The sequence below is a fragment of the Jatrophihabitans sp. genome (assembly GCF_036000465.1).
GTDB lineage: Bacteria > Actinomycetota > Actinomycetes > Mycobacteriales > Jatrophihabitantaceae > Jatrophihabitans.
This window is the reverse complement of record NZ_DASYFV010000076.1, coordinates 33,640-59,366: the sequence shown is the minus strand read 5'-3', so window position 1 is coordinate 59,366 and position 25,727 is coordinate 33,640. Positions and strand designations below refer to the sequence as shown.

Sequence of the window (25,727 nt, the reverse complement as noted above, 5' to 3'; positions counted from 1 at the left end):
CGGACGGACGGATGGCGTCAGCGGATCGCGTCAGCGCACGTGGGCCGGGATGCGCATGACGCCGGTGGGCGGGTCGTCGGCGACCGGCAGGTAGAGCCGCTGCACGGCCACCAGCAGCCCCTCGGCGATGGTGTCGCGGTACTGCGGATCGCACAGTTTGGCGCGGTCGCCCGGAGCGGTCAGGTAGCCGACCTCGACCCGGACCGTCGGCATCCGGGTCAGCCGGAGCAGGCCCCAGGTCTTGCCGTGCGTGCGGTTGTCCAGCATGCCGGTGCGGGCGACCAGCTCGCGCTGGGCGAGGTCGGCGAGCCGCTCGCCGATCGTCGAGGCCGACTCGCCGGCGCCGTAGTAGTACGTGGCGATGCCGTTGGCTTCGGGGGTGTGGAAACCGTCGACGTGCAGCGACAGCACGAGGTCGGCGCCGACGTCGTTGGCCAGCTTGGCCCGCTGCTCGTCGGTCGCGCCGTTCTGCGGGCCCCGGGTCGACCAGGTGCGCACGCCGAGCGCGGTGAGGCGTCCGTCGAGGCGCGAGGTGAGATCCCAGACCAGCTCGGACTCGGTGACGCCCTCGGCCACCACGCCGGTATCGGCCCCACCGTGCCCGGCGTCGAGGACGATGCGCTTGCCCAGCAGGCTGGGGCCCGAGTCGGCCACGGCGATGAGGTCGCGCAGCAGCTGGGGCCGGCCGCCGACCACCCGGCGACCGAGCTGACGCAGCGCGCGCATGGTGTCGGGCCCGCAGATGCCGTCGGCGATGAGGCCGTAGTCGCGCTGGAAGCTGCGCAGGGTCTCGGCGGTGTCGCCCTCGAAGACGCCGTCGGCGCGGACCAGGTGGTAGCCGAGTTCGATGAGCTGGGTCTGCAGGGCCGTGACGTCGTCCCCGGTGAGGGGCGAGCCCGACTCGTGGGCGAGGACGCGGTCGCCGAGCTTCCAGTGCGCGCCGGTCAGGGCCGCGTAGGTCTCGACCCCGACGCGTCCGTCGACCGAGATGCCGCGACGCTGCTGGAAGTGGCGCACGGCCAGCTCGGTGGTCTCGTCGAAGACATGCGCCGTCCGCGGATCTGAGTTGTTCAGCAATCCGATGGACGCGAGCATGCCGCGGACCTCGGCGACGGCGCTGCTGGAGTCGCCGCGTCGCAGTGGCTGCATCAGAGAGGTGCCTCGCGAATCGCCTCGGGTGTCGGACCGGACTTCCGTCATTGTGCCTCAGCGGCCCGCCTCGACCGAACTGCGACGGGCCCGCGGCCAGGAACGAGCGAGGCGGCCGCCCCGGATTCCCGGGAGGGCCGCCTCGAGGTCGTGCGGAGGGTCGGATCAGCCGACGAAGTCGGTGAGCTCGCGCAGGATGGCCGCCTTCGGGCGGGCCCCGACGATCGTCTTCACGAGCTGGCCGCCCTGGAACACGGCCATCGTCGGGATGGACATGACCTGGTAGTTGCGGGCCGTCTCGGGGTTCTCGTCGATGTTCAGCTTGGCGATCGTCAGTTTGCCGGCCTGCTCGCCGGCGATCTCCTCGAGCACCGGGGCGACCTGGCGGCACGGGCCACACCACTCCGCCCAGAAGTCGACGAGGACCGGTCCGTCGGCACCGAGGACGTCGGTGGCGAAGCTGCTGTCGGTCACGGTCTTGGTGTTCGCGCCCATGTGGGATTCTCCTGATTGTCTCGGGGAGCGTCCTGATCGGACGCTGATGGAACAAGGAACCGGGTGGGGGGATTCCCGCCCGGGTGCGGGGCAGGGATTGAGGGCTATCCTGCCTCGGTGCCGACGCCGGCCGGTACCGCGGCTCGATCGGCGAGGGCGGCGAGGTAGCGCTCGGCGTCGAGCGCGGCCTGGCAGCCGGTGCCGGCCGCTGTGATCGCCTGGCGGTAGGTGTGGTCGACGAGGTCACCGGCGGCGAAGACGCCCTCGATGTTCGTCCGGGTGCCCTCGCCCGTCCGCACGTACCCCTCGTCGTCGAGCTCGACCTGGCCGACGACCAGTTCGCTGCGCGGCTCGTGGCCGATGGCGATGAACAGGCCACCGAGCTCGATGTCCCGCTCGGCGCCGGTGACGGTGTCGCGCAGGCGCACGCCGGTGACCGAGGTGTCGCCGTGGATGTCGGCGACCGCACTGTTCAGCGCCCACCGGATCTTGGGGTTGGCCTCGGCGCGGTCGACCATGATGCGGCTGGCCCGCAGCGCGTCGCGGCGGTGCACGATCGTGACGGACCTGGCGAAGCGGGTGAGGAAGGTGGCCTCCTCCATGGCGGTGTCGCCCCCGCCGACGACGGCGATGTCCTGGTCGCGGAAGAAGAACCCGTCACAGGTTGCGCACCACGAGACCCCGTGCCCGGAGAGCTGGTCCTCGCGGTCGAGCCCGAGCTTGCGGTAGGCCGAGCCCATGGACAGGATCACCGCGTCGGCGGTGAACTCGCCGTCGAGCGTGCGGACCGTCTTGACCGGGCCGGTGAGGTCCATCGAGACGACATCGTCGGCCACCAGTTCGGCGCCGAAGCGTTCGGCCTGGGTGCGGATCTGGTTCATCAGGTCCGGGCCCATGATGCCCTCGGGGAAGCCGGGGAAGTTCTCGACGTCGGTGGTGTTCATCAGCGCGCCGCCGTACTGGGAGCCCTCGAACACGAGGGGGGCCAGGTCGGCGCGGGCCGAGTACAGCGCGGCGGTGTAGCCCGCCGGGCCGGAGCCCACGATGATGACGTTGCGGTGCTGGGTCACTGTTCCTCTTTCCGTCGCTGACTGAACCGAAGCGGGGGGTGCCGGGATTCCCGGCGCGGGCGTGGTCGGGCTCACCGGCGGCGCACCGACGCGACCGCCTGCTGGACGTCGGGGATGCGCAGGCGCCACGCTACGACAGCGAACACGGCGAGCCCGACGATGCCGCCGAGCGCCAGTCCGGTGACGGCGCCGAGGCGGGCCCCGCCGAGCGCGTGCTGGGCGCCGACCACGACCGCGTAGGCCGCGAGACCGCCGACGGCGGCGGCGGCGGCCACCTGGGCCACGGTGAGCGCGACCGAGCGGAAGCCGAGCCGGCCGAGCCGCCGGGTGAGCACGATGTGCCCGACGATCGCTCCCACCACGTAGGAGAGCGAGGTCGAGATGTTGAGCCATTCGACCGCCCGCACGGACGGGTGCAGGTTCACGTTGGTACCGGCCGGGGCGGCGAACACGGCGTTCGAGACCAGCACGAGGACGACCTTGGTGCCGACCATGAAGGCGTTGATCAGGGTCGGGGTCCGGCCGTCGCGCATCGCGTAGAACACGCGCAGCTGCAGCATCACCAGCGCGAACGGGAACAGACCGAAGGCCGACCAGGCCAGCGCCGACCCGATGAGGCCGGCCTTCTCGATACTCGAGTTGCCGTAGGAGAACAGCGTGACGCCCATCGCGGGCCCGAGCGCGATCAACCCGGCGGTGACCGGCACCAGCGCGACGGCCGACAGCCGGGCGCCGAGCGACAGGTCCTCGATGACCGCCGCGTTGTCGCCGCGGACCGCCGCCCGCGAGAGCCGGGGCATGATCGCCGTCAGCAGGGAGACGACGAGGATGCCGTACGGCATCTGGAACAGCAGATCGGCGAAGGTGAAGACGCTGAACCCGCCGTTGTCGATGCCGACCTTCTGGATGACCGTGACGCCGACCTGGCTGACGACGACGTAGCCCAGCACCCAGCCGGCCAGCGTGCCGACCTCCTTCATGCGTCCCGTCTCGCTGGGCCGGGCCCGGAAGCGCCACTTCCAGTGGAAGCCGGCCCGGCGCAGCGCCGGGACCAGCACGAGCGCCTGGCCGGCGATGCCGAGGGTGGTGCCGAGGCCGAGCACCAGGATCTGGGGCGTGGTGAGGGCGGCCGGGTCGTTCAGCGAGTCGGGCCCGGGTAGCAGGAAGAACAGCCCGATCGTCACGATCATGATGACGTTGTTCAGCACCGGCGACCACGCGCCCGGCTTGTAGCTGTGCCGGATGTTGAGGACCGCCGTGAACATCGCGCCGAGGCCGTAGAAGAAGATCTCGGGCAGCAGCAGCGTGGCGAAGATGCTGGTGAGGTCGCGCTGCGCGCCCGCGGGCACGAACGCCGCCGCGATCCACGGCGCGGCCAGCACCGTGGCCAGGGTCATGGCACCGAGTGCAGCGGTGGCGATCGACAACAGCCGCTGGGTGTAGGCGATGCCGCCGTCGTCGTCCTCGGACTGCGCGTGCACCAGCAGCGGGATGAGCACGCTCGAGAGCACGCCGCCGAGCAGCAGCTCGTAGATCATGTTGGGCAGGTTGTTGCCCGCGTTGTAGGAGTTCGCGACGGCGCCGGTGCCGATCGCGATGACCAGCAGGATGCTCCGCAGGAAGCCGGTGATACGGCTGGCCAGGCTGGCCACCGCCATCGACCCGCTCGCCGCCATCAGGCCCCGGTTGCTGCGCTCGGACTCGGGTTCGGCCGGGCGTTCCGGCGCCTCGGTGGCGTCGGCGGCCTCGGCGGGACTGAACGCGGTCGTGGCCGGCGGCTCGACGACCTCCGGTTCGACCTCGGGCTCGACCTCGGCCCCGCGCCGCCGCCGGCGCGGCTTGCCGACGTAGGTGGTGGTGCCCCAGCGGGGCTCGTCCGGCGCCTCCCAGTCGGCGTACATGACGCCGCCGATCGGGTCGGCTTCGGTGAACAGGCGCGGTTCGACGGCGTGACTGCCGTTGTACAGCGTGGCGCTGCTCCAGCCGTCGTCCTTCACCGGGGTCGTCACGAGACGGTCACTGGGCGAGCTCCGGCTGCGAGTCCACGAGGTGGCGTTTGGTGGCCCGCGTCGGGCCGGACGGCCGGGTGCGGCGGGTGCGCCACTGCCGGGAGAGCCGCAGCAGCAGGGCGATGCCGAGGATCGCGCCGGCCACGATGGTGATGACGACCCCGACCGTGCCGAGGACCGTGCTGTGCACCGAGAGCGTGATCGGGTCGCCGAGCGACGCGCCGTCGGTGGTCCTGAGCTGGGCCAGCACCGGGATGCGTCCGGACCGCTCGACGTGGGTCCTGATGTGCACGAGTTGCTTGGTGTGCGGGGCGATGACCGGCGAGCTGGCGTTGTCAGCCGTGAAGCCGGGCAGGCCGCCCGCGGTACGGACGTCGATGACGACCTTGACGCCGAAGTTGCTGTCGTTCTCGACGGTGATCGGCAGCGGGGAGTTGCTCGACGCCAGCGTGTAGCTGCCCGAGGTCGGCTTGACGATGTACACCGCGGCGAAGATCGCCTCGAGCCGCTTGTAGAGCTCGCCCGACTGGGCCGCCGACGCGGACTGCAACCCGATGGTCGAGTCGACCCGCCACGCTGCGGACGACACCCGCTGCAGCGCCGGCTCGTACGTGGCTCGCAGGGCCTGTGCCGTGGGGGCGTCGGCCAGCAGCTGCTCGGCGGTGGGGAGTTCGGTGGTCGCCGTGTTGATGTTGGAGAGGGTCTCGTTCGAAAGCCCGGTCTGCAGGGCGTTGGTGGCCACCAACCGGCTGGTGACCTTCTGGTCGCCGCTCGGCGACGCCGAGCGCAGCGCGATCGGGGTGGTGAACGGGCTGATGCTGGTGTCGCGGATCGTGCGGACCGCGTTGGCGACGGACGCATCGACGTAGCGCGGTGGCGTGAGCAGGACGAACCGGTCGGCGGACAGGTCCTCGTCGCGGCGCACCGCCAGTTCGGCGGTCAGCTGCGGCAGCGCCCCGGTGCCGGCCCCGCCGACCGTCACCGCGCTGCGGACGTAGCTCTGCAGCGCCGGAGCGGTGAGCGCGGCCTGGATCGAGCTGCTCCGGGTGCGCAACGTCGCGAACGAGCGGGGGATGTCGCCCTCGAGATTCGGCCGCACCGCCGCGGAGTCGAGGATCAGCGTCTGCGCCCCGGCCGTGGCGAGGGATTCCAGCCCGGTCCTGCTCACCACCCCGGCCGCCGGCCAGGCGACGTCGTCGCTGTAGCTGCGGCCGCCGAGCGCGGTCGCGACCCGGGCGGCCATGGTCTGGTTCGCCAGGTTCCGGGCCCAGGGCAGGTCGGCCGCGGCGAGGGACTCGACGTCGGGATCGGCGTAGGGGGTCAGCTCCACCTGCACCTGGTCGAGATCGACGACGGCGCGCAGCCGCACCAGCCAGGATTCGGCCGCCGCCGACCCGGTGCCCGGGACCGCTTCGACCGGGACGGTCTTGCCCGAACTGTCCTTGCGGGTCGTGGCGGACTGGACGGTGTACTTGCCACCGGCCATGACCTCGAGCTCGTCGAGCAGTTCCGGGTCGATGACGAGGGTCAGCGGCACCGCCGGTTTGGCGGCCTCCACGCCCTCGACGACGCGCAGCGCCCGGTCGAGACGCCCGTCGGTGACCGAGGCCGCGAGCTCGTCGTCGGTGAACACGGTGTCGTCGAGCAGGCGGTGCGGACGGTCGATGAGCGGCCACACCCAGCTCACCTGGACCGGCTTGGGCACGGCCTTGAACGACGGCATGTAGGTGGTGGCGAAGCCGAGCGTCTGGTCGACCCCGTCGGTGCCCGTGACGTGGGCCGACATCTGCAGGGGATAGATCGCGTCGTGGCACAGGCAGATGCCGGCGTCCCGCGGGATGTCGGTGGAGGTCACGAACCGGGTCGGCACGTTGGTGGCGCCGGCCGGCAGGTCGACGGAGTCGGGCGTGGTCGGGGCGATGTCGTAGCCGCCCTCGGGCGGGGTGCTCGTCTTCAGGGCGGCGTCCAGGGCCTGCTGGTTGCCGATCGGGTCGCCCCGCTGGGCCTGCACCTGCACCCCGTTGATGGCCCGACCGGTGTTGTTGGTGAGCTCCATCGAGATCACCAGCGGGCGCTTCACATTGCTCGGGACCGGCGTCGACGGACTGACATCGACGACCTGGATGGTGATCGCCGAGGTCTCGCGCGACGCGTGGGCCGCCTGCGGCGCGACCAGGACCGGCCCGGCCATCGCGAGCCCGAGAGCGAGGACGCCGCGACCCAGGCGGGTGATGATCACGCGGTGTCCGCGAGCATCCTGCCCGCGGTGTCCACCAGTCCGCGCTCGTCCGGGTAGGCGAGTTGCGCGCGGATCTCGGACAGCGGGACCCAGGCGACCTCGTCGACCTCGATGTCGGCGTCGGACAGCTCGCCGCCGGTACGGCGCATCAGGTAGTGCCGCACGGTCTTGTGGATGCGGCGGCCGTCGGCGACGAACCAGAAGTCGATGGTGCCGAGTTCGCCGAGGATGACCCCGGAGATGCCGGTCTCCTCCTCGACCTCGCGGACCGCGGCCTGCTCGGCCGTCTCGCCCGCTTCGATGTGGCCCTTGGGCAGCGACCAGAGCAGGCGGCCCTGCCGGTCGGTGCGCCCGATGAGGGCACCGCGGGGAACCTCGCCGTTGAGGTCGACGACCAGGCCCCCGGCGCTGAACTCGTCGACCTGACGCAGCCAGCGCCGGGAGCGGCGACGCTTCTTGTTCCCGGATCGGCCCGCCCCGGGGGTACGGGCCGGCGCATCGGAGGTCGGTGACGGGGTCGGCTTCGCCGGCCGCCCAGCCTGGCGCCCGGGCTGGGACTCCGGGCCAGTGGGCATCTCCCGATGGTAACCGGAGGAGGTCGGCATCGCCCCGGAGGCGCAGGCGGGTCGGTCGGTACGCTGGCCGTCCGTGAGCCCGCGCGCCGATCGACCGAACCGCACCGAAAAGGTGGGCCAGTGACGTCCCCGGCCGATCTCGTCCCGCTGCCGCCGGCCGCGCTGGCGCTCGGCCGGGCGTTCCGCGACGCCGGTCACGAGCTGCACCTCGTCGGCGGCCCTGTCCGCGACGCGCTGATGGGGCGCCGGTGCGAGGACCTCGACTTCACCACCGACGCCCGCCCGGAGGAGATCCTGGCCGTCGTCGGCCCGCTCGCCTCGGCGACGTGGACGACGGGCATCGAGTTCGGCACGGTCGGCGCCCGCGTCCAGGGCCTGATGTGCGAGATCACCACGTTCCGGGCCGACCGTTACGACCGGGTGAGCCGCAACCCGATCGTGGCCTGGGGCTCGTCGCTCGAGGACGACCTGCGCCGGCGCGACTTCACCATGAACGCGATGGCCGTGTCGGTCACCGGCGACGCCGTGTTCACCGATCCGTACGGCGGGCTGGCCGATCTCGCCCGCGGCGTCATCCGCACGCCGGGCACGCCGGAGGAGTCGTTCGCCGACGACCCGTTGCGCATGCTGCGGGCCGCGCGGTTCGTGTCGACCCTCGGCGTGACGGTCGACCCCGAGGTGGCCACCGCGATGACCGCACTGAGCGGGCAGCTGGAGCGCATCACCGCCGAACGCGTGCAGGCCGAGCTCAACAAGCTGCTGCTGGGCGCGGCACCGCGAGCCGGGCTGGAGGTGATGGTCGACACGAAGCTGGCCGACGTCGTGCTGCCCGAGTTGCCGGCGCTGCGGATGGCCGCCGACGAGCACGGCCAGCACAAGGACGTCTACGCCCACACCCTGCAGGTGCTCGACCAGGCGATCGATCTCGAGGACGGCGGGCCCGACCTCGTGCTGCGGTGGGCCGCGCTGCTGCACGACGTCGGCAAGCCGGCGACCCGTGCCTTCCTGCCCGGTGGACGCGTGACGTTCCACCACCACGAGGTCGTCGGGGCCCGGATCGCCCGCAAGCGGCTCAAGGCGCTGCGCTGCAGCAAGGACCTCATCGAGGACGTCGGCCAGCTCGTCTTCCTGCACCTGCGCTTCTACGGCTACCGCAGCAGTGACTGGACCGACTCGGCCGTGCGCCGCTACGTCGTCGACGCCGGGCCGCTGCTGCCGCGGCTGCACAAGCTCGTCCGCTCCGACTGCACGACCCGCAACCAGCGCAAGGCCGCCGCGCTCGCCGGTGCCTACGACACCCTGGAGCAGCGCATCGCCGCGCTCAAGGAGCAGGAGGAGCTCGAAGCGATCCGGCCCGATCTCGACGGCAACGAGATCATGACGATCCTCGACATCCCGCCGAGCCGCCTCGTCGGCGCGGCCTACAAGCACCTGCTCGCGCTGCGCATGGAGCACGGCCCGCTCGGCCACGACCGCGCGGTCGAGGAGCTCAGGAGCTGGTACGCGCAGAACTCCTGACCCGGGCGAGCCGTAGGTAGGCCAGCGCGGTCACGGCGTAGCCGAGCGCGATGACCACCACCGCCATCGGGGAGTGGCCGTCCTCGGGCAGCACGCTCGCCGTCAGCAGCGCCGCCACCACCAGGGTGACGTTGAACAGCGCGTCATAGAGGGAGAAGACGCGGCCGCGGAACTCGTCCTCGACCTGCTGCTGGACGAGGGTGTCGACGCTGATCTTGATCGACTGCGCGACGAAACCGAGCAGGAACGCGGCCACGAGCAGCAGCGGGAGCACGAAGGTCAGCGCGAGGCCGAGTTGCACGCCGGCGGCGGCGAGGAGCAGGGCGGCCGGCCAGCGCACCGGCCCGATCGAGCGGAAGGCGGCCGGCGTGACCATCGCGGCCAGCGCCCCGCCGGCGGCGAGGGCTGCGACGACCTGGGTCAGCCCGGCCAGCCCGGCCCGGAAGAACCCGTCGTCGGAGAAGTAGTTGCGGTACAGCAGCACGGTGCAGACGGTGGTGACGCCGTAGCCGAGCCGGTGCGCGCCGATCGCCGACAGCCCGAGCAGTACCGGCCGGGTCTCGCGGAGGTGCCGGGCGCCCGCGAGGAGCCCGCGCAGCACCGCGCCCACGGTCTCGCGGGTGCGCCGCTCGCTGTCCAGCGGCCCGAGGGCGCCGCGGGCGAACCCGGCGGCCACGGCACCGGCGAGCAGGAACGGGACGGCTGCGGCCGCGGCGATGACCGCGTAGTCGCGCGAGCTGTCCCCCAGCACGAGGCGGACGCCGACCGCCGCCGCCCCCCCGGCGGCCGCGACCAGGGTGCCGCTGGTGGTCGACAGTGCGTTGGCCGTGACGAGTTCCGCGGCCGGCACCACCCGGGGCAGCGCCGCGCTGAGCGCGGACAGGATGAACCGGCTGATGGAGACGAGCACCAGCGCCGAGGCGTAGAACGGCAACCCGGCGACCCCGGCCGCGACCTCGCCGGCGAACGCCACGACGGCGACGGCGCGGACCAGGTTGGCGAAGGTGAGCACCCGCTGCCGCCACCACCGGTCGAGCAGCACGCCGGCGAACGGGCCGAGCAGCGAGTAGGGCAGCAGCAGCACCGCGAAGCCGGCGGCGACGTCGGCCGCGCGGGCCTGCCGTTCTGGGTTGAACAGCACCGCTCCGGCGAGGCTGGCCTGGAACACGCCGTCGCCGAACTGGCCGAGCAGGCGCGCCGCGTAGAGCCGCCGGAAGCCGGGGTCGGACAGCGCGGCGACGAGGTGTCTGCGGCGCGGCACCCCGGCAGTCTGTCCTATCGCGGCGGCGCGGCCGACCACTTGTGGTCGATCACCTGTGGCCGTCGGCGGGTCCGGACGCCAAGATGGGCGCATGGCAGCGGTGAACTGGGGGGCGATGTCCGGTCTGGAGCCGGCCGCCGGGCGCCTGCTCGTCGCCACGCCCCTGCTCGGCGACCCGCACTTCGCGCGCACCGTGGTCTACCTGCTCGAGCACGACGGCGGCGGCACGGTGGGCGTGGTGCTCAACCGCCCCAGCCACACCCCGGTCGGCCAGGTGCTGCCCGACTGGCACGACGCGGCCAGTGGCCCGGCGGTCGTCTTCGGCGGCGGGCCGGTGCAGCCCGACGGAGCGCTGTGCCTGGGGGAGCTCGAACCCGGGACGACCGGCATCCGCGAGGTCGTCGACGGCGTCTCGACCATCGATCTCGACGGCGACGTGGCGGTCGTGGCTCCCATCGCCCGGCGGCTGCGGGTGTTCGCCGGGCACGCCGGCTGGTCACCGGGGCAGCTCGACGACGAGATGGCCGAGGGCGCCTGGTGGGTCGTGCTCGGCAGCCCGGCCGACCTGTTCAGCGAGGACCCGCGCACGATGTGGCGCCGCGTGCTGCGCCGCCAACCGCCACCGTTGTCGCTGATGTCGACCTTCCCCGAAGACCCCTCCCTGAACTGACCCGGGCGTTCTCCTCTAGTGCGGGGGGCCGGCTGGTGCTCTACTTGTCCCACTATCTGGGAGGCATGACATGATCGTTCTGTTGCTGGTTGCCGCCGGCATCATCGCCGCGTTCATCGGGCTCTACGTCTGGACCCGGCGCTCCGAGCGTGACGTCGACTACGCCGAACTGAGCGACGAGACGACTCAGACCGACGAACAGCGCCGGGCCAAGCAGCTCGGCATCGGCCTCTCGTCCAGCAACATCGGCGGCACGCTGCAGTAGGCGGTTGATCAACGCGCCCGCAGCAGGTCTGTGGACCTGCTCCGAGCGAGATGATGAAGGATGGGACCGACTTCCGGACTCAGCGCTGGGTGAGCACGTACGCCCCGGCGGCGGTGAACGCGGCCGAGGTGGCGGTGCCCAGGATCTTGCCGCGGGCCGAGACGTCGGGGCCCGCGGTCGCGCTGATCACCGTGTCGAGCGCCGTCATCGCCGTGCTCATCATGCTCAGCCGGCGCCGGTCCTCGGGCTCCTTCGCGGTGAGCATGACAGCGCCGAGGGCAGCGGTCCGGGTGCCCCACAGCCGCGTCATCACCCGGACGTTCGGGTTGGCGGTCAGCCCGTACAGCGCGGTGAACACCCGCGGCGCGGCGACGGCCAGCACCCCGAAGCCGACGGCTCCCAGCGCGAGGGCCTGGCGGACCTGGTCGGACTGAACCGGCTGTGACATGACTGCCTCCCCGCTGGCGCCACGCCGTGTGGCGTGGCGTGGCGCCAACCTAGGCCCGCGACCCGACCGCGTCCAGATGTCGATCACCCCCGGGGGCGGGATGGGGAGAACTTCCCTTAGGTCGGTCTGGGCCCGTTCTGCGAGGTAACGTCGGCTTCCCCGCCGTTCTCGCCGAAGGGAAGCCCATGGCCCACGTCGACACCGATGCGCTACGCCGACTCGCGGACGACTTCGAGAACAACGTCGGGGCGAAGCTCGCGGCCGCGCGCACGACGCTGGCCGCGGCCCAGGGCATCGAGTACTCGAACTTCACCAACGTCCACCTGCCGCTCGCAGCCGTCTACGTCGAGGCGTTCAACTTCGGAGATCGCGACCTCGCGACGAAGCGGAACACCGCGTCGCAGTTCCGCACCAACCTGCGGGCCACGGCCGACGCCTGGGACCAGGCCGAGCAGCACAACACGATGAACCCGGGCGGGGGTCACTGATGGCCTCGCCGCTGGACAGCGGGAAGTACATTGCCGAGGGCGCGCTGATCGCCATCACCGCGTCGGCCTGCGTCATCCCGGACGCCTGGTACCTGGCCGGCGAGGCCTACAAGATGCAGTGCGACCCGGGCGCGATCTACGACGCCGGGCAGGCCTGGCTCGACTCCGCCGGGCAGATCGGCGAGGCACTCAACGCCGCGATGGACACCAACAACGCCATCGCCGGCACCGGCTGGGAGGGCCAGGACGCCGACGCGTTCAGCGAGAAGGTCGCCGACTACATCCGCGAGCTGATGGTGGCGCAGGTGTTCGCCTACACCGTCGGCATCGCGCTGATCGTCGCTGCGATCGCCTCGTTCATCTCGATCCTCGTGCTCGCCGCGATGGCCGTGGGCCTGACCGTCTGGGCCGGCGTCATCCTCGCCGCGATGGCCTCTGTCGTCGGCTTCCTCGGCCCGGTCGAGGTGCTCGAGGTCGACGCCTCGCTCTACGCCGTCGAGTGCGAGCTGGGCCTGGACGAGCTGGATGTCGCGACTAAGGCGACCGACGGCGTGCTCGCCGGCGGCATCGGCGCGTTCCTCACCGGCGACGCCGGGGTGCAGCTCGCGATGGGCGACACCGCGGTGCTCGGCGATCTCGTGCAGGCCGGCGTCGACGGCATCGGCACGATCACCGCCGGGCTGACTGCCGCGCTGTACCAGAACGTGATGGGCAGGGGCATCGGCAAGACGGTCGGACGCGGACCGCTCAACACCCTGCTCACCGCCGTCGGCCTCGGCGACACGCTCTACGGCAGCTCGGTCGTCGACCGCGGCACGCAGGGGATCGACCCGGTCCAGCACTGACGCCGGGTCAGCCCCGGGTCTGGTCGCGGAAGCGTTCGAAGACGCGGCGGGCGTCGCCCTGACCCTCCGCCATGGTCGAGCGCAGCCGGGCGAGATCGGTGAGCATCTGCTCGAGATCGGGCCGCTCGCCGGGCACGCCGAGTTCGGCGGCCTGCTCGGCCCGGCGCTGCGCGAGATCCTCGGCGGCCTGCTGGGTCACCTGGACGATGAGCTGGGCGAGGTCCTGCGACGGCTTGCGCATCGCCTTCGGATCCAGCACGAGCTCCTGCAACCCGAAGCCGCCGACGACCGCGCGCACCGTGCCGTCGGGGCTCTCGGCCGCACCGGTGACCTCGGCCAGCCGCCGGCGCGCTGCCACGCTCTGCTCGGCGGACTGCTCCAGCGCGGTGACGGACGCCTCGGGCCGGACGTCGGCGAAACGGGGGATCCGGTCGAACTCGCTCATGTCAGCCATGCCTACTTTGTAGCGGTTCGGGTTCAGCGATGGCGCGCCGCGTGGACGATCACCGCGGCCAGGGCGGCGATCCGCACCAGCGCGTCGGCGTCGGTCGACCACGCGAAGGCGAACGAGCCGGGGGCGGCGTCCCCGATCGCCGGGCGGCCGAACGGCGCCTGGACGCCGAAGGCGACCGAGCCGACCTCACCGCGATCGAGACGCACGGCTGCGAAGCGCGGCCCCTCCTGACGCAGCTCGGCGAACACCGCCCCGGCCGGGTCGGTGAGCCGCAGGTCGAGGCCGTCGCCCACCCGCGGCATGAGCGCCCCGGCAACGGCCTGGCCGTCGGCCAGCTCGGCCGACACGGTCGTGCCGTGCCGCAGCCCGTGTTTCGAACGTTGCACGATGAGCTCGACCGCGCCGCCGGCGTCGCGCACCCGGAACATCGCGGCCAGCGTCTCCGGTCTGCGGGTGAGCCAGCGCCGCCCCACCGCGATCAGCGAGCCGACCTCCTGCTCGACCCGACCGAGGTAGGCGTCGCCCGGGCCGACGACGTCCCAGTTGCGCGTCGCGTCGGCCGACGGCGGCAGCGGGGTGAGGGTGAACGAGTCGAGATCGAACAGCGTGGTCACGGAACTCCCGGGTCGGAAACGACAGATCCTCCCGACGCCACCCGTGAGGGCGGCGTCGGGAGGATCGTGAGGTCGGAACGTGCGGTCAGCGCTCGACGGTGCCGTCGATGAAGTCCTGCACGGCCTGCTTCGCCTCGTCGTCGAAGTACTGCACCGGCGGGGACTTCATGAAGTAGCTCGACGCCGACAGGATCGGGCCGCCGATGCCACGGTCCTTGGCGATCTTCGCCGCGCGCAGGGCGTCGATGATGATGCCGGCCGAGTTCGGGGAGTCCCAGACCTCGAGCTTGTACTCGAGGTTCAGCGGCACGTTGCCGAACGTCTTGCCCTCGAGGCGGATGAACGCCCACTTGCGGTCGTCGAGCCACTGGACGTAGTCGGACGGGCCGATGTGCACGTTGCGCGCACCGAGGTCACGGTCGGGGATCTGCGACGTGACGGACTGGGTCTTGCTGATCTTCTTCGACTCGAGGCGCTCGCGCTCGAGCATGTTCTTGAAGTCCATGTTGCCGCCGACGTTGAGCTGGTAGGTGCGCTGCACCTCGACGCCGCGGTCCTCGAACAGCTTGGTCAGGACGCGGTGCGTGATCGTCGCGCCGACCTGGCTCTTGATGTCGTCACCGACGATCGGGACGCCCGCGTCGGTGAACTTCTGCGCCCACTCCGGCGTGCTGGCGATGAAGACCGGCAGCGCGTTGACGAAGGCGACCTTGGCGTCGATGGCGCACTGGGCGTAGAACTTCGCCGCCTGCTCCGAGCCGACCGGCAGGTAGCAGATGAGGACGTCGACGGCCTGGTCCTTGAGGGTGGCCACGATGTCGACCGGCTCCTCAAGGGACTCCTCGATGGTCTCGCGGTAGTACTTGCCGAGGCCGTCGAGCGTGGGGCCGCGCAGCACCGGGACGTCGAGCTGCGGGACGTCGCAGATCTTGATGGTGTTGTTCTCGCTGGCCAGGATCGCCTGCGAGAGGTCGAGGCCGACCTTCTTGGCATCGACGTCGAACGCGGCCACGAACTCGATGTCGCTGACGTGGTAGGGCCCGAAGTTCACGTGCATGAGGCCGGGAACCTTGGCCGACGGGTCGGCGTCACGATAGAAGTGGACGCCCTGGACGAGGGACGCGGCGCAGTTGCCCACGCCGACGATGGCGACGCGGATCGGACCGGCCGCAGACTGCGAACCCATCAGGGCTCCTCCTTGTGGTTGGTACTTCGGTTGCTTCGGTGGTCGTGCTTACGGTGTCGTCGGGCCGGCGCCGTCGTCGGCACCGGTCCGTTCGTGCTCGATGAGCTCGGTGAGCCAGCGGACCTCGCGGTCGACCGACTCGAGGCCGTGCTCGTGCAGCGTGCGGGTGTAGCGGTCGAGCCGCTCGCCGGTGCGGGCGAGGCTGCTCTTCATGCCGTCGCGCTGCTCCTCGACCTTGCGCCGCCGACCCTCGAGGATCTGCAGCCGGATCTCGGAGCGGGTCTGGGCGAAGAACGCCAGACGCGCGCCGAAACCCTCGTCGTCGAAGGCGTCCGGGCCGACCTCGGCCAGCAGATCGGCCAGGTGCTCCTTGCCGTCCGCGGTCAGCTGGTAGACCCGCTTGCCACGCCGCGACCGAGTGGTCCCCGACGGGGCGTCCAGCGGAGCCTCCTCGGAGATCCAGCCCGCCTCGGATAGGCGGCGCAGGGTCGGGTAGAGCGAGCCGTAGGAGAATGCCCGGAACGTCCCGAGCAGCGTAGCGAGTCGCTTGCGCAGCTCGTACCCGTGCATCGGGCTCTCGCCGAGCAGGCCGAGCACAGCGATCTCCAGCACGCCGCACCCCCGGTAGTTCACCCGCTCGCCGCGTATGTGTCGCTGCGATGTATCACGACGATACATCACGATGAGAGGTCGCGACGACCACCGGTCAGGCGGGCGGCGGCGGTCCCCCGGTCGACGCCGCGATCGGCGCGGCGATCGCCGCTTCGGGCACGCCGAAGGCGTCGACCAGCGTGCGCGCGTGCGGGCGCAGCGACTCGCACAGCGCGTTGACCCCGGCGATGACCGCCTTCGAGCGGGTCGCGGTGAGCCGGCCGTGCTCGGCGAACCAGCCACGCTCGGCCTCGATGGTGCTGAGCACGAACAGGTCGCAGACGCGATCGAGCAGGGCGCGCTCGGCGCCTGCGGGGCAGCGCTCGACGGCGTCGACGAAGGCCTGCAGCAGCACGCTGTCGATGTGCGCCCGCGCCGCCAGCAGCAGGTGGTCCTGCGCGGCGTTGAAGACGGCGAACGGGTCGTCGGCGCCGGCGGCGCGGCGCAGCCGCTTGGCCACCGAGTCGAGCAGGTGCTTCTCGCGCCAGTCGAACAGCTCGAGGTGCCAGGTGCGGTCGAGCAGGTCGTCCTCCTCGCCCCGGCCGGGGGCGGCGTCGAGCAGTCGCTGCAAAATGCGCCGGCCGCCGACCCGCTCGACCACGGCCTCGACCGCCTGGTCGGCGACGAAGCGGGCCGTGCCGAACCAGTCGAGCTCGCCGAAGTGGTCGCGGTAGTCGGTCAGCAGTTCCTTGGCGAGGAGCTGCAGCAGGACGGTGTTGTCGCCCTCGAAGGTGGTGAAGACGTCCGTGTCGGCCTTGAGCCCGGGCAGCCGGTTCTCGGCCAGGTAGCCCGCCCCGCCGCACGCCTCGCGGCAGACCTGGATCGTCTGCGTCGCGTGCCAGGTCGCGATCGCCTTGACCCCGGCGGCGCGGGCCTCGAGCTCGCGGCGCTCGGGGTGCTCGACCGGTTCGGCCGGGATCGGCTCGTCGAGATCGGGCGTGGTCTCGTGCAGGCTGGCGACGAGGTCGAGCTGGGCGAAGTGCAGGGCGTAGCTCTTCGCCAGTGCCGGCAGCAGCTTGCGCTGGTGGGCCAGGTAGTCGAGGACGGCGATCTCGCTGCCGTCCGGGCCGGCGAACTGGCGGCGCTGCTCGCCGTAGCGGACCGCGATGGTGAGCGCCACCTTGGTGGCGCTGCCCGCCCCGCCCGCGACCGAGATGCGGCCCTGCACCAGGGTGCCGAGCATCGTGAAGAAGCGCTTCGTCTTGTTCTCGATCGGGGTCGAGTAGGTGCCGTCGGCCGCGACGTCGCCGTACCGGTTGAGCAGGTTCTCGCGCGGGACGCGGACGTCGTCGAAGTACAGGCGTCCGTTGTCGACGCCGTTGAGGCCGGCCTTCAGCCCGCAGTCCTCGATGCGGACGCCGGGCATCGGCGTGCCGGTGTCGTCGCGGATCGGGACGACGAACGCGTGCACGCCCTGGGTCTCGCCACCGGTGACGAGCTGCGCGAAGACCGCGGCCAGGCTGCCGTCGCGGGCGGCGTTGCCGATGTACTCCTTGCGGGCCGGGGTGTCCGGCGTCGAGATCACGAACTCGTCGGTGTCGGGGTCGAAGGTCGCCGTCGTGCGCAGCGAGGCGACGTCCGAGCCGTGGCCGGTCTCGGTCATGGCGAAGCAGCCCAGCACGTCGAGGTCGATGACGTCGGCGAGGTAGCGCGTGTGGTGCCGCTCGGTGCCGAGGTGCAGCAGCGCCCCGCCGAACAGTCCCCACTGCACGCCGGCCTTGACCAGCAGCGACAGATCGCCCATCGCCAGCATCTCGAAGCCGGTGATCGACCCGCCGACGTCGTTGCCGCCGCCGTAGCGGGTGGGGAAGCCGAGGCGCGAGTAGCCGGCCTGGGCGAGGGCGCCCAACCGCTCGAACACCCGGGCGCGTTGCGTTTCGGTGCTCTCGCCGACCTCGACCGCGAACCGCGGGTCCTTGGCCAGCTCCCGCGCGCGCTCCCGGACGGCCCACCAGCGGCCGTCGAGCAGCTTCTGCAGGGTGGCGGCGTCGGCCGGGGCGAGCGCGTCGGTCGAGGGCATCGAGCTCCTTGGGCTGCTAGTCGGCTGGGGGGAACACACCAGGTGCGGGTCGGCCGTCGACGTCGCGTCCCGCCGATTGGTATACCCCCGCGGCGCCACCCCAGAGCAGGGCCGCGAGGTACTCGGTGAGCTCGCGCCGGGTCATCGCCCCGGGGTGCTCGAGCCACCAGAGGCTGGCGGCCCGGATGAAGCCGAGCGAGGCCTCGCCCCAGGGCTGGGCCCGGCTCGGGTCCAGGCCGCACTGCTGCAACTGGTGGGCCAGCGCCGCGCCGAGCACCGCGGACACCGCGCCGCTGAAGTCCGACGGCGTCGGGCTGCCCAGCAACCGGTTGTGGGTGACGAAGCGGAAGAGGTTGGGGTTGTCCTCGAGCAGCTGAAGGTAGGAGTCGATGGCGATGTGCAGCATGACCTGCGGGTCGGCGTCGTCGGGCACGCTCTCCAGCGCGGTGACGATGCTGGCCACGACCCGGCGGCCCACGGCCCGGTACAGGTCGAACTTGTCGGCGAAGTAGCGGTAGATCACCGGCTTGCTGGTTCCCGCCTCGGCGGCGATCTGGTCCATGCCGACGTCGGCGCCGTAGCGCCCGACCGCCGTGACCGCGGCGTCGAGCAACTCCTCGCGGCGCAGCGTGCGGTGCTCGGCCCAGCGCGAACTTCGCCCGTCTTCGGCGGGTTCGCCTGTTGGTCCGGCCACAGCCTTCTTCACGAGACACAAAGTAGCGGATACCGTCGGTGTCGTGAATACACGTCGCGCCGCCATCGTGGGTGGCAACCGCATCCCGTTCGCCCGCTCGAACGGCCCGTACGCGCACGCGTCCAACCAGGACATGCTCACCGCCGCCATCGACGGGCTCGTCGCCCGCTTCGGCCTGCAGGACGAGCGACTCGGTGAGGTCGCCGCCGGCGCCGTGCTCAAGCACAGCCGCGACTTCAACCTCACCCGCGAGTCCGTCCTCGGCTCGCGCCTGTCGCCCAACACCCCCGCCTACGACGTCCAGCAGGCGTGCGGCACCGGGCTCGAGACCGTGATCCTCACCGCCAACAAGATCGCCCTCGGCCAGATCGACTCGGCGATCGCCGCCGGCGTCGACACCACGTCGGACGCCCCCATCGCGGTGAACGAGGACCTCCGCGCGGTGCTGCTGGAGGCCAACCGGGCCAAGTCGCTCGGCGGCCGGGTCAAGGCCCTGGCCGGCATCCGCCCGACCCAGCTCGTGCCGTCGATCCCGCAGAACTCCGAGCCGCGCACCGGGCTGTCCATGGGCGAGCACCAGGCGATCACCACGCTCGAGTGGGGCATCACCCGCGAGGCGCAGGACGAGCTCGCGGCCGCGTCGCACCAGAACCTCGCCGCCGCCTACGACCGCGGCTTCCAGGACGACCTGATCACCCCGTTCCTCGGCCTCACCCGCGACCAGAACCTGCGGGCCGACTCGACCGCCGAGAAGCTGGCCAAGCTTTCGCCGGCGTTCGGCAGGTCCTTCGGCGAGCAGGCGACGATGACCGCCGGCAACTCGACGCCGCTGACCGACGGGGCGTCGACCGTCCTGCTGGCCTCGGACGAGTGGGCCGCCGCGCACAACCTGCCGGTGCTCGCGTACTTCGTCGACGCCGAGACCGCGGCCGTCGACTACGTGCACGGCGACAAGTTGGCCGACGGCCTGTTGATGGCGCCGGTCTACGCGGTGCCGCGGCTGCTGGCCCGTAACGGCCTCACCTTCGCCGACTTCGACTTCATCGAGATCCACGAGGCGTTCGCCGGGACGGTGCTCGCCACCATGAAGGCGTGGGAGGACGACGAGTTCTGCCGTACCCGCCTGGGACTCGACGGCGCGCTCGGTTCGATCGACCGCGCGAAGCTCAACGTCAACGGCTCGTCGCTCGCCGCCGGACACCCGTTCGCCGCGACCGGTGGACGCATCGTGGCCTCGCTGGCCAAGATGCTGCATGAGAAGGGCTCCGGCCGAGGGCTGATCTCGATCTGCGCCGCCGGTGGCCAGGGCGTCGTTGCGATTCTGGAGGCGTGACATGTCGGACCGGTACCTGAATCTCGTCAACTCGCCCGTCGGCTCGGCCGTCGCCTCGCGCGTCGGGCTGCCGCGCCCCTCGGTGCTGCGCCGCTACAGCGCGGGGGACCCGCTGCTGCCCGGCCCGCTGCTGCTCGGCTCGACGTCGGGCAAGCCGACTGCCGCGCTGCGCAAGCTGCTGACGACGGCCGGCGCCGAGGTGCTCGACACCCTCGGCGAGACCGACCGGCTCGCCGCCGTCGTCCTCGACGCCCGGTCGGTGGCCACGCCGCGCGACCTCTCCGGGCTGCGGGAGTTCCTGGCGCCCGGGCTCAAGGCGCTCGGCTCGTCGGGTCGGGTCATCGTGCTCGGCACCCCGACCGACGGCGCCGACATCACCGCCGACGCCGCCCGCCAGGCCCTCGACGGCATCGTCCGCTCGCTGGCCAAGGAGCTGCGCCGCGGTGCCACCGCGAACCTGCTCTGGGTCGCCGACGACGCGTCGCTGGCCTCGGCGCTGCGCTTCTTCCTCTCCGGCAAGTCGGCCTACGTCGACGGCCAGCCGCTGCTGCTCGGCGCCGGCAAGGCGCCGGCCCCGAAGGACTGGGACCAGCCGCTGGCCGGCAAGACCGCCCTGGTGACCGGCGCGGCCCGCGGCATCGGCGCCGCCATCGCCGGCGTGCTCGCCCGCGACGGCGCGCACGTCATCGTCGCCGACCTGACCTCGGCCGGCGAGGCGCTGGCCAAGGTCGCCAACCGGGTCGGCGGCACCGCCCTGCACCTCGACGTCGCGTCGGACAAGGCGCCGGAGCGGCTGCTCGAGCACCTGGCCGCGCACACGAAGGGCCTCGACGTCCTCGTCCACAACGCCGGGATCACCCGGGACAAGCTGCTGGCCAACATGAAGCCGGAGCAGTGGGACTCGGTCATCGCGGTCAACCTCGAATCACAGCTGCGCATCGACGCCGCGCTGCTCGGCAGCGACCAGCTCAACGCCCAGGCGCGGGTGGTCTGCCTGTCGTCGACCACCGGGCTGTCGGGCAACCGCGGGCAGACCAACTACGGCGCGACGAAGGCCGGCGTGCTCGGGCTCGTCCGCTCCTCCGCGGCGGCGTTCGCCGCGCACGGCGACTCGACGATCAACGCCATCGCGCCCGGCTTCATCGACACCGAGATGACGGCCAAGATGCCGCTGGCCACCCGCGAGGTCGCGCGGCGCCTGTCGTCGCTGCAGCAGGCCGGCCTGCCGATCGACGTCGCCGAGGCCGTGTCGTGGCTCTCCTCGCCCGGCGCCGGTGGTGTCAACGGTCAGGTGCTGCGGGTGTGCGGCCAGAACCTCGTGGGAGCGTAATGCCGGCTCTCACCAGCCCGCCGTCCCTGCTGCCGCTCTACGCCCGGGCGGCGGTGACCGGGCCGCTGCACCGCGGCTCGGCCCTGCCCGGGTCGACGTACACGCTGGCCGACCAGACGGTCGACGCCGATCACCTCGTGGCGTACCAGAAGGTGTGCGGGTTCGGGGTGTCCGACGTGCTGCCGCCGACCTACCTGCACGTCCTCGCGTTCCCGCTGTCGGTGGCGCTGATGACCGAGCAGGCGTTCCCGTTCCCGCTGGTCGGCATGGTGCACGTCGCGAACTCGATCACGCAGCTGCGCCGGGTGCGCTCGGACGAGACGGTGTCGTTCACGGTGCGCGCGGCCGACCTGCGCCCGCACGCGGCCGGTCGGCAGTTCGACCTGCTGGCCGAGGCGAGCGTCGCCGGCGAGACGGTATGGACGGGGCGCAGCACCTACCTGCGCCGCGGCAAGGCGGCCGACGACGCGTCGAAGGAGAAGAAGCGGACCGAGCTCGCGCCGCAGGACGGCCCGCTCGCGCTGGTCCGCGTGCCCGACGACATCGGCCGCCGCTACGGCGCGGTGTCGGGTGACCGGAACCCGATCCACCTGCACGGGCTCACCGCGCGGGCGTTCGGGTTCTCCTCGGCCATCGCGCACGGTATGTGGCTCAAGGCCCGCACGCTGGCCACGCTCGAGGGTCGGCTCGACGATTCGTTCACCGCCGAGGTCGCGTTCAAGCTGCCGGTGCCGCTGCCGTCGACGGTCGCCATCGCGGCGACCCGCGACGACGCCGGTTGGGAGTTGGACGTTCGGGCGGCGAAGTCGGGCAAGCCGCACCTCGCCGGGACGGTGCGACCGGTCGCTCAGCCCGGCTGATCGGGTCCCGTCTCGCGCGCCCGGCGGGCGAACCAGTCGACGATCCCGTCGGCGGCATTGCCCACGGCGTCACCGAAACCGCGCACGGTGGACACGAGGGGTCGGTCGATTCGTCGACCCGGTGCGGGTAGTCCCCGGACAGGATGCGGGCTTGGGGTCATCGTTGCATGATCGTCAAGGTGCTGGACCAGATGGTCCAGAGCGTTGACCACTGTGCCAGGGTGTCTGCATGACCAAGCGCGACACCGATCTTGCCCTGACCGTGCTGAACGCCGCGACCCTCGTCGTCGACGGCATCCAGGAGGGCCTGGCGCGCCGCGGTCACGCGGCGGTGCGTCCGGCTCAGGGGTTCGCGCTGGTGCGGATCGGCCAGGGTGACACGACGGTGCTCGATGTCGCCGAGCAGTTGGGCGTCACCAAGCAGGCGGCCAGCCAGCTGGTCGAGGTGCTCGTCGGCCGGCGGCACGTGAAGCGGGTGGCCGACCCGAACGACGCCCGGCGGCGGCTGCTCACGCTGACCGCGCGGGGCCGGGCGTGCGCCGCGGCGACGGAGGAGGCGGCGGCGGAGGCGGTCGCCGCGTGGCGCCCGACCCTCGGTGCCGCCGGCCTCAAGTCGCTCTACGGGCTCCTCGGCGCGCTCGACCGCACCGGCCCGCTGCGGCCGGCCTGGTAGGCCTCAGCGGCCGGACCGGTTCGGCCGCGAGACGAGCTGGATGTGCGTAATCGGCCGAGGTTCGGGCAGTACTGTGCGGCCCAGGTTTGTATGACGGTGTAAACACACCTGAGCTACACACCGCGATGTCCGCTCGCCTCCACCGCACGATGCGCCGCGGAGGCGCGGCAGCAGGTTCAGCGTCGCCCGGGGCCCGGCGCGTCCGCTACGGCGCTGGCTTGGTTGCGTCGCAATCCGTCCGCAGCCCGGGCGGCGAACGGTGTGCATCATGCCGATGATCGCCCGGTTGCTGGTGCGGTCGCGCGGGTCCGTCGGCCCAATTGGGATGGAGCGTTGAGCCCTTGCTGCTTGTCGCCGTAAAGGTCGAAGGTGGGAGTGTGCAGCCACCTGAGAACGCCGAACCGCCGCGTGGGGAGGTGCTTCAGGATCTGGTTACGACGCTTCGTGACCAGCCGCCGATGGTGGCTTACTTCGACGCTGAACTGCGCAACAAGTTCGCCAGCAACACCTACGTCGCGTGGTTCCAGGCCGCCGAACCAGGTGTGGTCGGGACCGACATCCAGTTCGCGGGGAGCCCCGAGGACACCGAACATGGAATGCCGCACGTCCGGGCTGTGCTGCACGGTGAGGAGCAGGACTTCGACGCAACCACGGTGGATGCGGCGGGCAGCGTCCGCTACTCCGAAGGCGTCTACGTTCCCCACTCCGTCGACGGGAAGGTCCAGGGCTTCTTCGCGGTCGTCACCGACACCACAGCCCGAGTAGTGGCCGAGGCAGCCACGCGCGCAGCCTTCGAGCCGCTCGTCTTGGCGCGCGAACGGGAACGCATCGCCGCGGACCTGCACGACACGATCATCCAAAGCCTCTACAGCGCGAGCCTGCAGCTGGCCGCCGTGGCCACGACGATCGAGCCAGGTCCGGCAGAGCGCGTCGAGTTGGCGATCGACACCATCGACAAAGCGATCGTCGCGCTGCGGAAATCGATCTTCCACCTGACCCACGGCCTCACGGACGCGGAGACGGCGACAGCCATCACCGAGATCGCCGGCCGCGCGGCGATGATCCTGGGGTTCAACCCCACCGTCGTTCTGTCCGGCCCCCTCGACCTGCCCGCTGACATGTCCGGCGAAGTCCTCGCCGTCATCACCGAGTCTCTGTCGAACATTACGAAGCATGCCGAGGCCAGCGCAGTCACCGTCACCGTCACTGTCGACCCGGAACAGATCGACATCAAGATCGCCGACAACGGCCTCGGCTTCAACCGATTGGACCGAAGCAGCGGACTAGCGAACTTGCGCGCCCGCGCTGAACAACTCGGCGGCACCTTCACCTGGCACAGCAACGAACCCACCGGGACCGTCATCGAATGGCACGCACCGCTCAACCAGCCCCCGCCACCGAACCCGACGGACTAGCTGGGCACCCGCTCGCCCTCGTCGCCGACACCGCCCCCGAGACGACCGATCATGCCGCTGCGGCGGCTACGCCAGCGCGCACGGGCGAGCTCACCCTGCTTGCCGAACTCAGCGTCGGGTGAGTCCCCGCCGGGCCGAGCCGGCGAGGGTGAACCCGAAGGCCACGAGGGCGATCACGAAGAGCCAGAACAGGCCCTTGATGATCAGCCCCATGATCCCGAGCAGAATCCAGATGGCGAGCAGCGCCAGCACTACCTTGCCCAACGTCATGACGACCTCCTGTCCCTACAACCCCTCGTCGACCCGGAGGGTTCCCGCCCGGAGCGGTGCACGAACGGGCAGACAATCCGCCCCAGATCCACTCGGCGCATTGACGCACCTCGCGGGGCGCCGAAATTCTCGGACGTGATGCCGCGGTCGGGGCGACCGCGACCGGAATCAAAGGTCTGCCGATGGGATACGTGATTCTCGGCCACGGCGGGTTCAGCCCGGCCGACGGAGCCAAGATGGAGGTCTGCGCGCTGAGCGCGGGCACGACGCTGCAGTACTACGCCGACACCGGCCAGTCGCTCGTCGTCACCAAGGGGTTGCTGGACAACTTCGGCAGCATGTCGCAGCCGTGGCCGCCGATCGACGACACCGGGGTGACCTACAACCTCGGGCTGGAGGCGCTGACCGAGGGCCAGCGGCAGGGCCTCGTCGACCCGAACAACGACTGGGGCGGCAACACGCTGCTGCTCGTCGGCTCGAACCTGGGCGCGAAGCCGCAGTTGTGCACGGGCACGGAGGCCACCTGCCCGAAGGATCCGCGCATGATCACCGGCGCGGTCGCGGGCCCGCGCGAGCACACGTGCGACGGCATCCTCGGCGTCTACAAGGGCCAGGACCTGCACTGGATCGCGTGCACCGTCACCGAGGGCTTCGACGCCACGACCCAGGGTGCGGTCGACACCGCCCGGGGCGACGCGCTGGGTGAGTCCTTCCTCGGCACGAACCCGGACGACGCCGTGGCGAACGCGCTGCAGATGGCCCAGATCGACCCGGCCGGGTTCGAGAAGTGGTTCGACGCACTCGGCCAGGGGGAGAAGGACGTCCTGCTCCGCGACCCCGGCATCTACGCGTGGGACCAGGGCCGGGCGACGACCGCCGTCTGGTACCCGTCGGACACCGACCGGCAGAACGTCGCCGACGTCAACCAGCGCTACGTCAAGGACCTCGACGAGGACACCGATGCCACCTGGGAGATCGGCGGGTTCCTGATGCTGCTCGGCGACCAGCACGGCTACGCCGACTGGGTGCGGCAGCAACAGGACTACGCCCACGGCACCTTCCAGGTGGCCCGCGCGACCTTCGGCGCCGGCAAGCTGGTCTTCACCGGCGTCCCGCCCGCGCACGAGGGGACCATCAAGTCCATGGTCGAACAGTTCTCCGACAAGTCGGTGAAGTTCGAGTAGCCGGGCGAGCG

General features: G+C 71.5%; 26 protein-coding genes. 11 read left to right on the top strand and 15 right to left on the bottom strand.

The features are described 5' to 3' along the window. Positions 1-30 precede the first annotated feature (30 nt). The 6 genes from VGN18_RS20435 to VGN18_RS20410 all read right to left on the bottom strand — a co-directional run bounded on the left by VGN18_RS20435 (position 31) and on the right by VGN18_RS20410 (position 7,537). On the bottom strand, positions 31-1,149 hold the full coding sequence (locus tag VGN18_RS20435) for an N-acetylmuramoyl-L-alanine amidase (protein WP_327541574.1): 1,119 nt from the start codon (positions 1,147-1,149) through the stop codon (positions 31-33). 165 nt (positions 1,150-1,314) lie between these two features. Further along, complete coding sequence (gene trxA, locus VGN18_RS20430) at positions 1,315-1,644, bottom strand: thioredoxin (RefSeq protein ID WP_327541573.1); 330 nt, start codon at positions 1,642-1,644, stop codon at positions 1,315-1,317. Between the two features lie 104 nt (positions 1,645-1,748). After that, the gene (gene trxB, locus VGN18_RS20425) at positions 1,749-2,714 is read right to left on the bottom strand and encodes a thioredoxin-disulfide reductase (protein WP_327541572.1); all 966 of its coding nucleotides are present in this window, start codon (positions 2,712-2,714) and stop codon (positions 1,749-1,751) included. A gap of 71 nt (positions 2,715-2,785) precedes the next feature. Continuing rightward, the gene (murJ, locus tag VGN18_RS20420) at positions 2,786-4,723 is read right to left on the bottom strand and encodes a murein biosynthesis integral membrane protein MurJ (RefSeq protein ID WP_327541571.1); all 1,938 of its coding nucleotides are present in this window, start codon (positions 4,721-4,723) and stop codon (positions 2,786-2,788) included. A gap of 7 nt (positions 4,724-4,730) precedes the next feature. Then, complete coding sequence (locus tag VGN18_RS20415) at positions 4,731-6,962, bottom strand: DUF6049 family protein (RefSeq protein ID WP_327541570.1); 2,232 nt, start codon at positions 6,960-6,962, stop codon at positions 4,731-4,733. Then, entirely contained in the window at positions 6,959-7,537 is a 579-nt protein-coding gene (locus VGN18_RS20410) for an NUDIX hydrolase (protein ID WP_327541569.1), read from the bottom strand. The genes VGN18_RS20415 and VGN18_RS20410 overlap by 4 nt, the downstream gene beginning before the upstream one ends. Positions 7,538-7,543: 6 nt before the next feature. Here VGN18_RS20410 and VGN18_RS20405 point away from each other — a divergent pair, with 6 nt between their 5' ends. Then, the gene (locus tag VGN18_RS20405; RefSeq protein WP_414655080.1) at positions 7,544-9,055 is read left to right on the top strand and encodes a CCA tRNA nucleotidyltransferase; all 1,512 of its coding nucleotides are present in this window, start codon (positions 7,544-7,546) and stop codon (positions 9,053-9,055) included. Here VGN18_RS20405 and VGN18_RS20400 read toward each other — a convergent pair. Then, positions 9,027-10,316, bottom strand: coding sequence for an MFS transporter (locus VGN18_RS20400; protein WP_327541567.1), 1,290 nt, complete (start codon positions 10,314-10,316; stop codon positions 9,027-9,029). The genes VGN18_RS20405 and VGN18_RS20400 overlap by 29 nt on opposite strands. A gap of 91 nt (positions 10,317-10,407) precedes the next feature. Here VGN18_RS20400 and VGN18_RS20395 point away from each other — a divergent pair, with 91 nt between their 5' ends. Together VGN18_RS20395 and VGN18_RS20390 are read left to right on the top strand one after the other, a co-directional pair. Then, on the top strand, positions 10,408-10,986 hold the full coding sequence (locus VGN18_RS20395) for a YqgE/AlgH family protein (RefSeq protein ID WP_327541566.1): 579 nt from the start codon (positions 10,408-10,410) through the stop codon (positions 10,984-10,986). A gap of 70 nt (positions 10,987-11,056) precedes the next feature. After that, positions 11,057-11,251, top strand: coding sequence for a hypothetical protein (locus tag VGN18_RS20390; protein WP_327541565.1), 195 nt, complete (start codon positions 11,057-11,059; stop codon positions 11,249-11,251). A gap of 79 nt (positions 11,252-11,330) precedes the next feature. On the opposite strand, the gene VGN18_RS20385 is transcribed toward VGN18_RS20390, so the two are convergent. Further along, positions 11,331-11,699 carry a DUF4267 domain-containing protein gene (locus VGN18_RS20385; RefSeq protein WP_327541564.1) on the bottom strand — a complete coding sequence of 123 codons (369 nt, stop codon included), beginning with the start codon at positions 11,697-11,699 and terminating at the stop codon, positions 11,331-11,333. A 185-nt stretch (positions 11,700-11,884) separates the two neighbouring features. Here VGN18_RS20385 and VGN18_RS20380 point away from each other — a divergent pair, with 185 nt between their 5' ends. Continuing rightward, positions 11,885-12,187: a type VII secretion target gene (locus VGN18_RS20380; RefSeq protein ID WP_327541563.1), complete on the top strand. Its 303-nt coding sequence runs from the start codon at positions 11,885-11,887 to the stop codon at positions 12,185-12,187. Beyond that, on the top strand, positions 12,187-13,032 hold the full coding sequence (locus VGN18_RS20375) for a hypothetical protein (RefSeq protein WP_327541562.1): 846 nt from the start codon (positions 12,187-12,189) through the stop codon (positions 13,030-13,032). Before VGN18_RS20380 ends, VGN18_RS20375 begins: the two co-directional genes overlap by 1 nt. A 7-nt stretch (positions 13,033-13,039) precedes the next feature. Here the strand turns inward: VGN18_RS20375 and VGN18_RS20370 are convergent, their stop codons facing one another. The 6 genes from VGN18_RS20370 to VGN18_RS20345 all read right to left on the bottom strand — a co-directional run bounded on the left by VGN18_RS20370 (position 13,040) and on the right by VGN18_RS20345 (position 18,663). Further along, the gene (locus tag VGN18_RS20370) at positions 13,040-13,486 is read right to left on the bottom strand and encodes a YbaB/EbfC family nucleoid-associated protein (RefSeq protein WP_327541561.1); all 447 of its coding nucleotides are present in this window, start codon (positions 13,484-13,486) and stop codon (positions 13,040-13,042) included. Positions 13,487-13,509: 23 nt separating this feature from the next. Then, a complete protein-coding gene (locus VGN18_RS20365) occupies positions 13,510-14,100 on the bottom strand; it encodes a hypothetical protein (protein ID WP_327541560.1) in 591 nt (196 codons plus the stop codon). An 85-nt stretch (positions 14,101-14,185) separates the two neighbouring features. Continuing rightward, positions 14,186-15,286, bottom strand: a complete 1,101-nt coding sequence (locus tag VGN18_RS20360) for an inositol-3-phosphate synthase (RefSeq protein WP_327541559.1) — start codon at positions 15,284-15,286, stop codon at positions 14,186-14,188. A 48-nt stretch (positions 15,287-15,334) separates the two neighbouring features. After that, positions 15,335-15,856 (bottom strand): PadR family transcriptional regulator, encoded by a 522-nt coding sequence (locus VGN18_RS20355; RefSeq protein ID WP_414655081.1) that lies wholly within the window; start codon positions 15,854-15,856, stop codon positions 15,335-15,337. A gap of 136 nt (positions 15,857-15,992) precedes the next feature. Further along, entirely contained in the window at positions 15,993-17,957 is a 1,965-nt protein-coding gene (locus tag VGN18_RS20350) for an acyl-CoA dehydrogenase (RefSeq protein WP_327541557.1), read from the bottom strand. A gap of 16 nt (positions 17,958-17,973) precedes the next feature. Continuing rightward, the gene (locus VGN18_RS20345) at positions 17,974-18,663 is read right to left on the bottom strand and encodes a TetR/AcrR family transcriptional regulator (protein WP_327541556.1); all 690 of its coding nucleotides are present in this window, start codon (positions 18,661-18,663) and stop codon (positions 17,974-17,976) included. Positions 18,664-18,694: 31 nt separating this feature from the next. Between VGN18_RS20345 and VGN18_RS20340 the strand changes: the two genes are divergently transcribed. The 5 genes from VGN18_RS20340 to VGN18_RS20320 all read left to right on the top strand — a co-directional run bounded on the left by VGN18_RS20340 (position 18,695) and on the right by VGN18_RS20320 (position 24,262). Then, a complete protein-coding gene (locus VGN18_RS20340; protein WP_327541555.1) occupies positions 18,695-19,984 on the top strand; it encodes an acetyl-CoA C-acetyltransferase in 1,290 nt (429 codons plus the stop codon). A 1-nt stretch (position 19,985) separates the two neighbouring features. After that, positions 19,986-21,314, top strand: coding sequence for a 3-oxoacyl-ACP reductase (locus tag VGN18_RS20335; protein ID WP_327541554.1), 1,329 nt, complete (start codon positions 19,986-19,988; stop codon positions 21,312-21,314). Further along, a complete protein-coding gene (locus tag VGN18_RS20330; RefSeq protein ID WP_327541553.1) occupies positions 21,314-22,174 on the top strand; it encodes a MaoC family dehydratase in 861 nt (286 codons plus the stop codon). Before VGN18_RS20335 ends, VGN18_RS20330 begins: the two co-directional genes overlap by 1 nt. 229 nt (positions 22,175-22,403) lie before the next feature. Next, positions 22,404-22,847 carry a MarR family winged helix-turn-helix transcriptional regulator gene (locus tag VGN18_RS20325; RefSeq protein ID WP_327541552.1) on the top strand — a complete coding sequence of 148 codons (444 nt, stop codon included), beginning with the start codon at positions 22,404-22,406 and terminating at the stop codon, positions 22,845-22,847. A 341-nt stretch (positions 22,848-23,188) separates the two neighbouring features. After that, complete coding sequence (locus VGN18_RS20320) at positions 23,189-24,262, top strand: histidine kinase (protein ID WP_327541551.1); 1,074 nt, start codon at positions 23,189-23,191, stop codon at positions 24,260-24,262. Positions 24,263-24,370: 108 nt separating this feature from the next. Here VGN18_RS20320 and VGN18_RS20315 read toward each other — a convergent pair whose 3' ends face one another. Beyond that, the gene (locus tag VGN18_RS20315; RefSeq protein WP_327541550.1) at positions 24,371-24,532 is read right to left on the bottom strand and encodes a hypothetical protein; all 162 of its coding nucleotides are present in this window, start codon (positions 24,530-24,532) and stop codon (positions 24,371-24,373) included. A 182-nt stretch (positions 24,533-24,714) separates the two neighbouring features. Here VGN18_RS20315 and VGN18_RS20310 point away from each other — a divergent pair, with 182 nt between their 5' ends. Continuing rightward, positions 24,715-25,716: a putative adhesin gene (locus VGN18_RS20310; protein WP_327541549.1), complete on the top strand. Its 1,002-nt coding sequence runs from the start codon at positions 24,715-24,717 to the stop codon at positions 25,714-25,716. The last annotated feature ends 11 nt before the right edge of the window (positions 25,717-25,727 follow it).

Coding starts and splice junctions, on each gene's coding strand:
- VGN18_RS20435 (WP_327541574.1), bottom strand. CDS start 1,149: ATGCAGCCACTGCGACGCGGCGACTCCAGCAGCGCCGTCGCCGAGGTC.
- trxA (WP_327541573.1), bottom strand. CDS start 1,644: ATGGGCGCGAACACCAAGACCGTGACCGACAGCAGCTTCGCCACCGAC.
- VGN18_RS20410 (WP_327541569.1), bottom strand. CDS start 7,537: ATGCCCACTGGCCCGGAGTCCCAGCCCGGGCGCCAGGCTGGGCGGCCG.
- VGN18_RS20405 (WP_414655080.1), top strand. CDS start 7,544: ATGGTAACCGGAGGAGGTCGGCATCGCCCCGGAGGCGCAGGCGGGTCG.
- VGN18_RS20395 (WP_327541566.1), top strand. CDS start 10,408: ATGGCAGCGGTGAACTGGGGGGCGATGTCCGGTCTGGAGCCGGCCGCC.
- VGN18_RS20390 (WP_327541565.1), top strand. CDS start 11,057: ATGATCGTTCTGTTGCTGGTTGCCGCCGGCATCATCGCCGCGTTCATC.
- VGN18_RS20385 (WP_327541564.1), bottom strand. CDS start 11,699: ATGTCACAGCCGGTTCAGTCCGACCAGGTCCGCCAGGCCCTCGCGCTG.
- VGN18_RS20380 (WP_327541563.1), top strand. CDS start 11,885: ATGGCCCACGTCGACACCGATGCGCTACGCCGACTCGCGGACGACTTC.
- VGN18_RS20375 (WP_327541562.1), top strand. CDS start 12,187: ATGGCCTCGCCGCTGGACAGCGGGAAGTACATTGCCGAGGGCGCGCTG.
- VGN18_RS20370 (WP_327541561.1), bottom strand. CDS start 13,486: ATGGCTGACATGAGCGAGTTCGACCGGATCCCCCGTTTCGCCGACGTC.
- VGN18_RS20360 (WP_327541559.1), bottom strand. CDS start 15,286: ATGGGTTCGCAGTCTGCGGCCGGTCCGATCCGCGTCGCCATCGTCGGC.
- VGN18_RS20355 (WP_414655081.1), bottom strand. CDS start 15,856: ATGCACGGGTACGAGCTGCGCAAGCGACTCGCTACGCTGCTCGGGACG.
- VGN18_RS20350 (WP_327541557.1), bottom strand. CDS start 17,957: ATGCCCTCGACCGACGCGCTCGCCCCGGCCGACGCCGCCACCCTGCAG.
- VGN18_RS20335 (WP_327541554.1), top strand. CDS start 19,986: ATGTCGGACCGGTACCTGAATCTCGTCAACTCGCCCGTCGGCTCGGCC.
- VGN18_RS20330 (WP_327541553.1), top strand. CDS start 21,314: ATGCCGGCTCTCACCAGCCCGCCGTCCCTGCTGCCGCTCTACGCCCGG.
- VGN18_RS20325 (WP_327541552.1), top strand. CDS start 22,404: ATGACCAAGCGCGACACCGATCTTGCCCTGACCGTGCTGAACGCCGCG.
- VGN18_RS20315 (WP_327541550.1), bottom strand. CDS start 24,532: ATGACGTTGGGCAAGGTAGTGCTGGCGCTGCTCGCCATCTGGATTCTG.
- VGN18_RS20310 (WP_327541549.1), top strand. CDS start 24,715: ATGGGATACGTGATTCTCGGCCACGGCGGGTTCAGCCCGGCCGACGGA.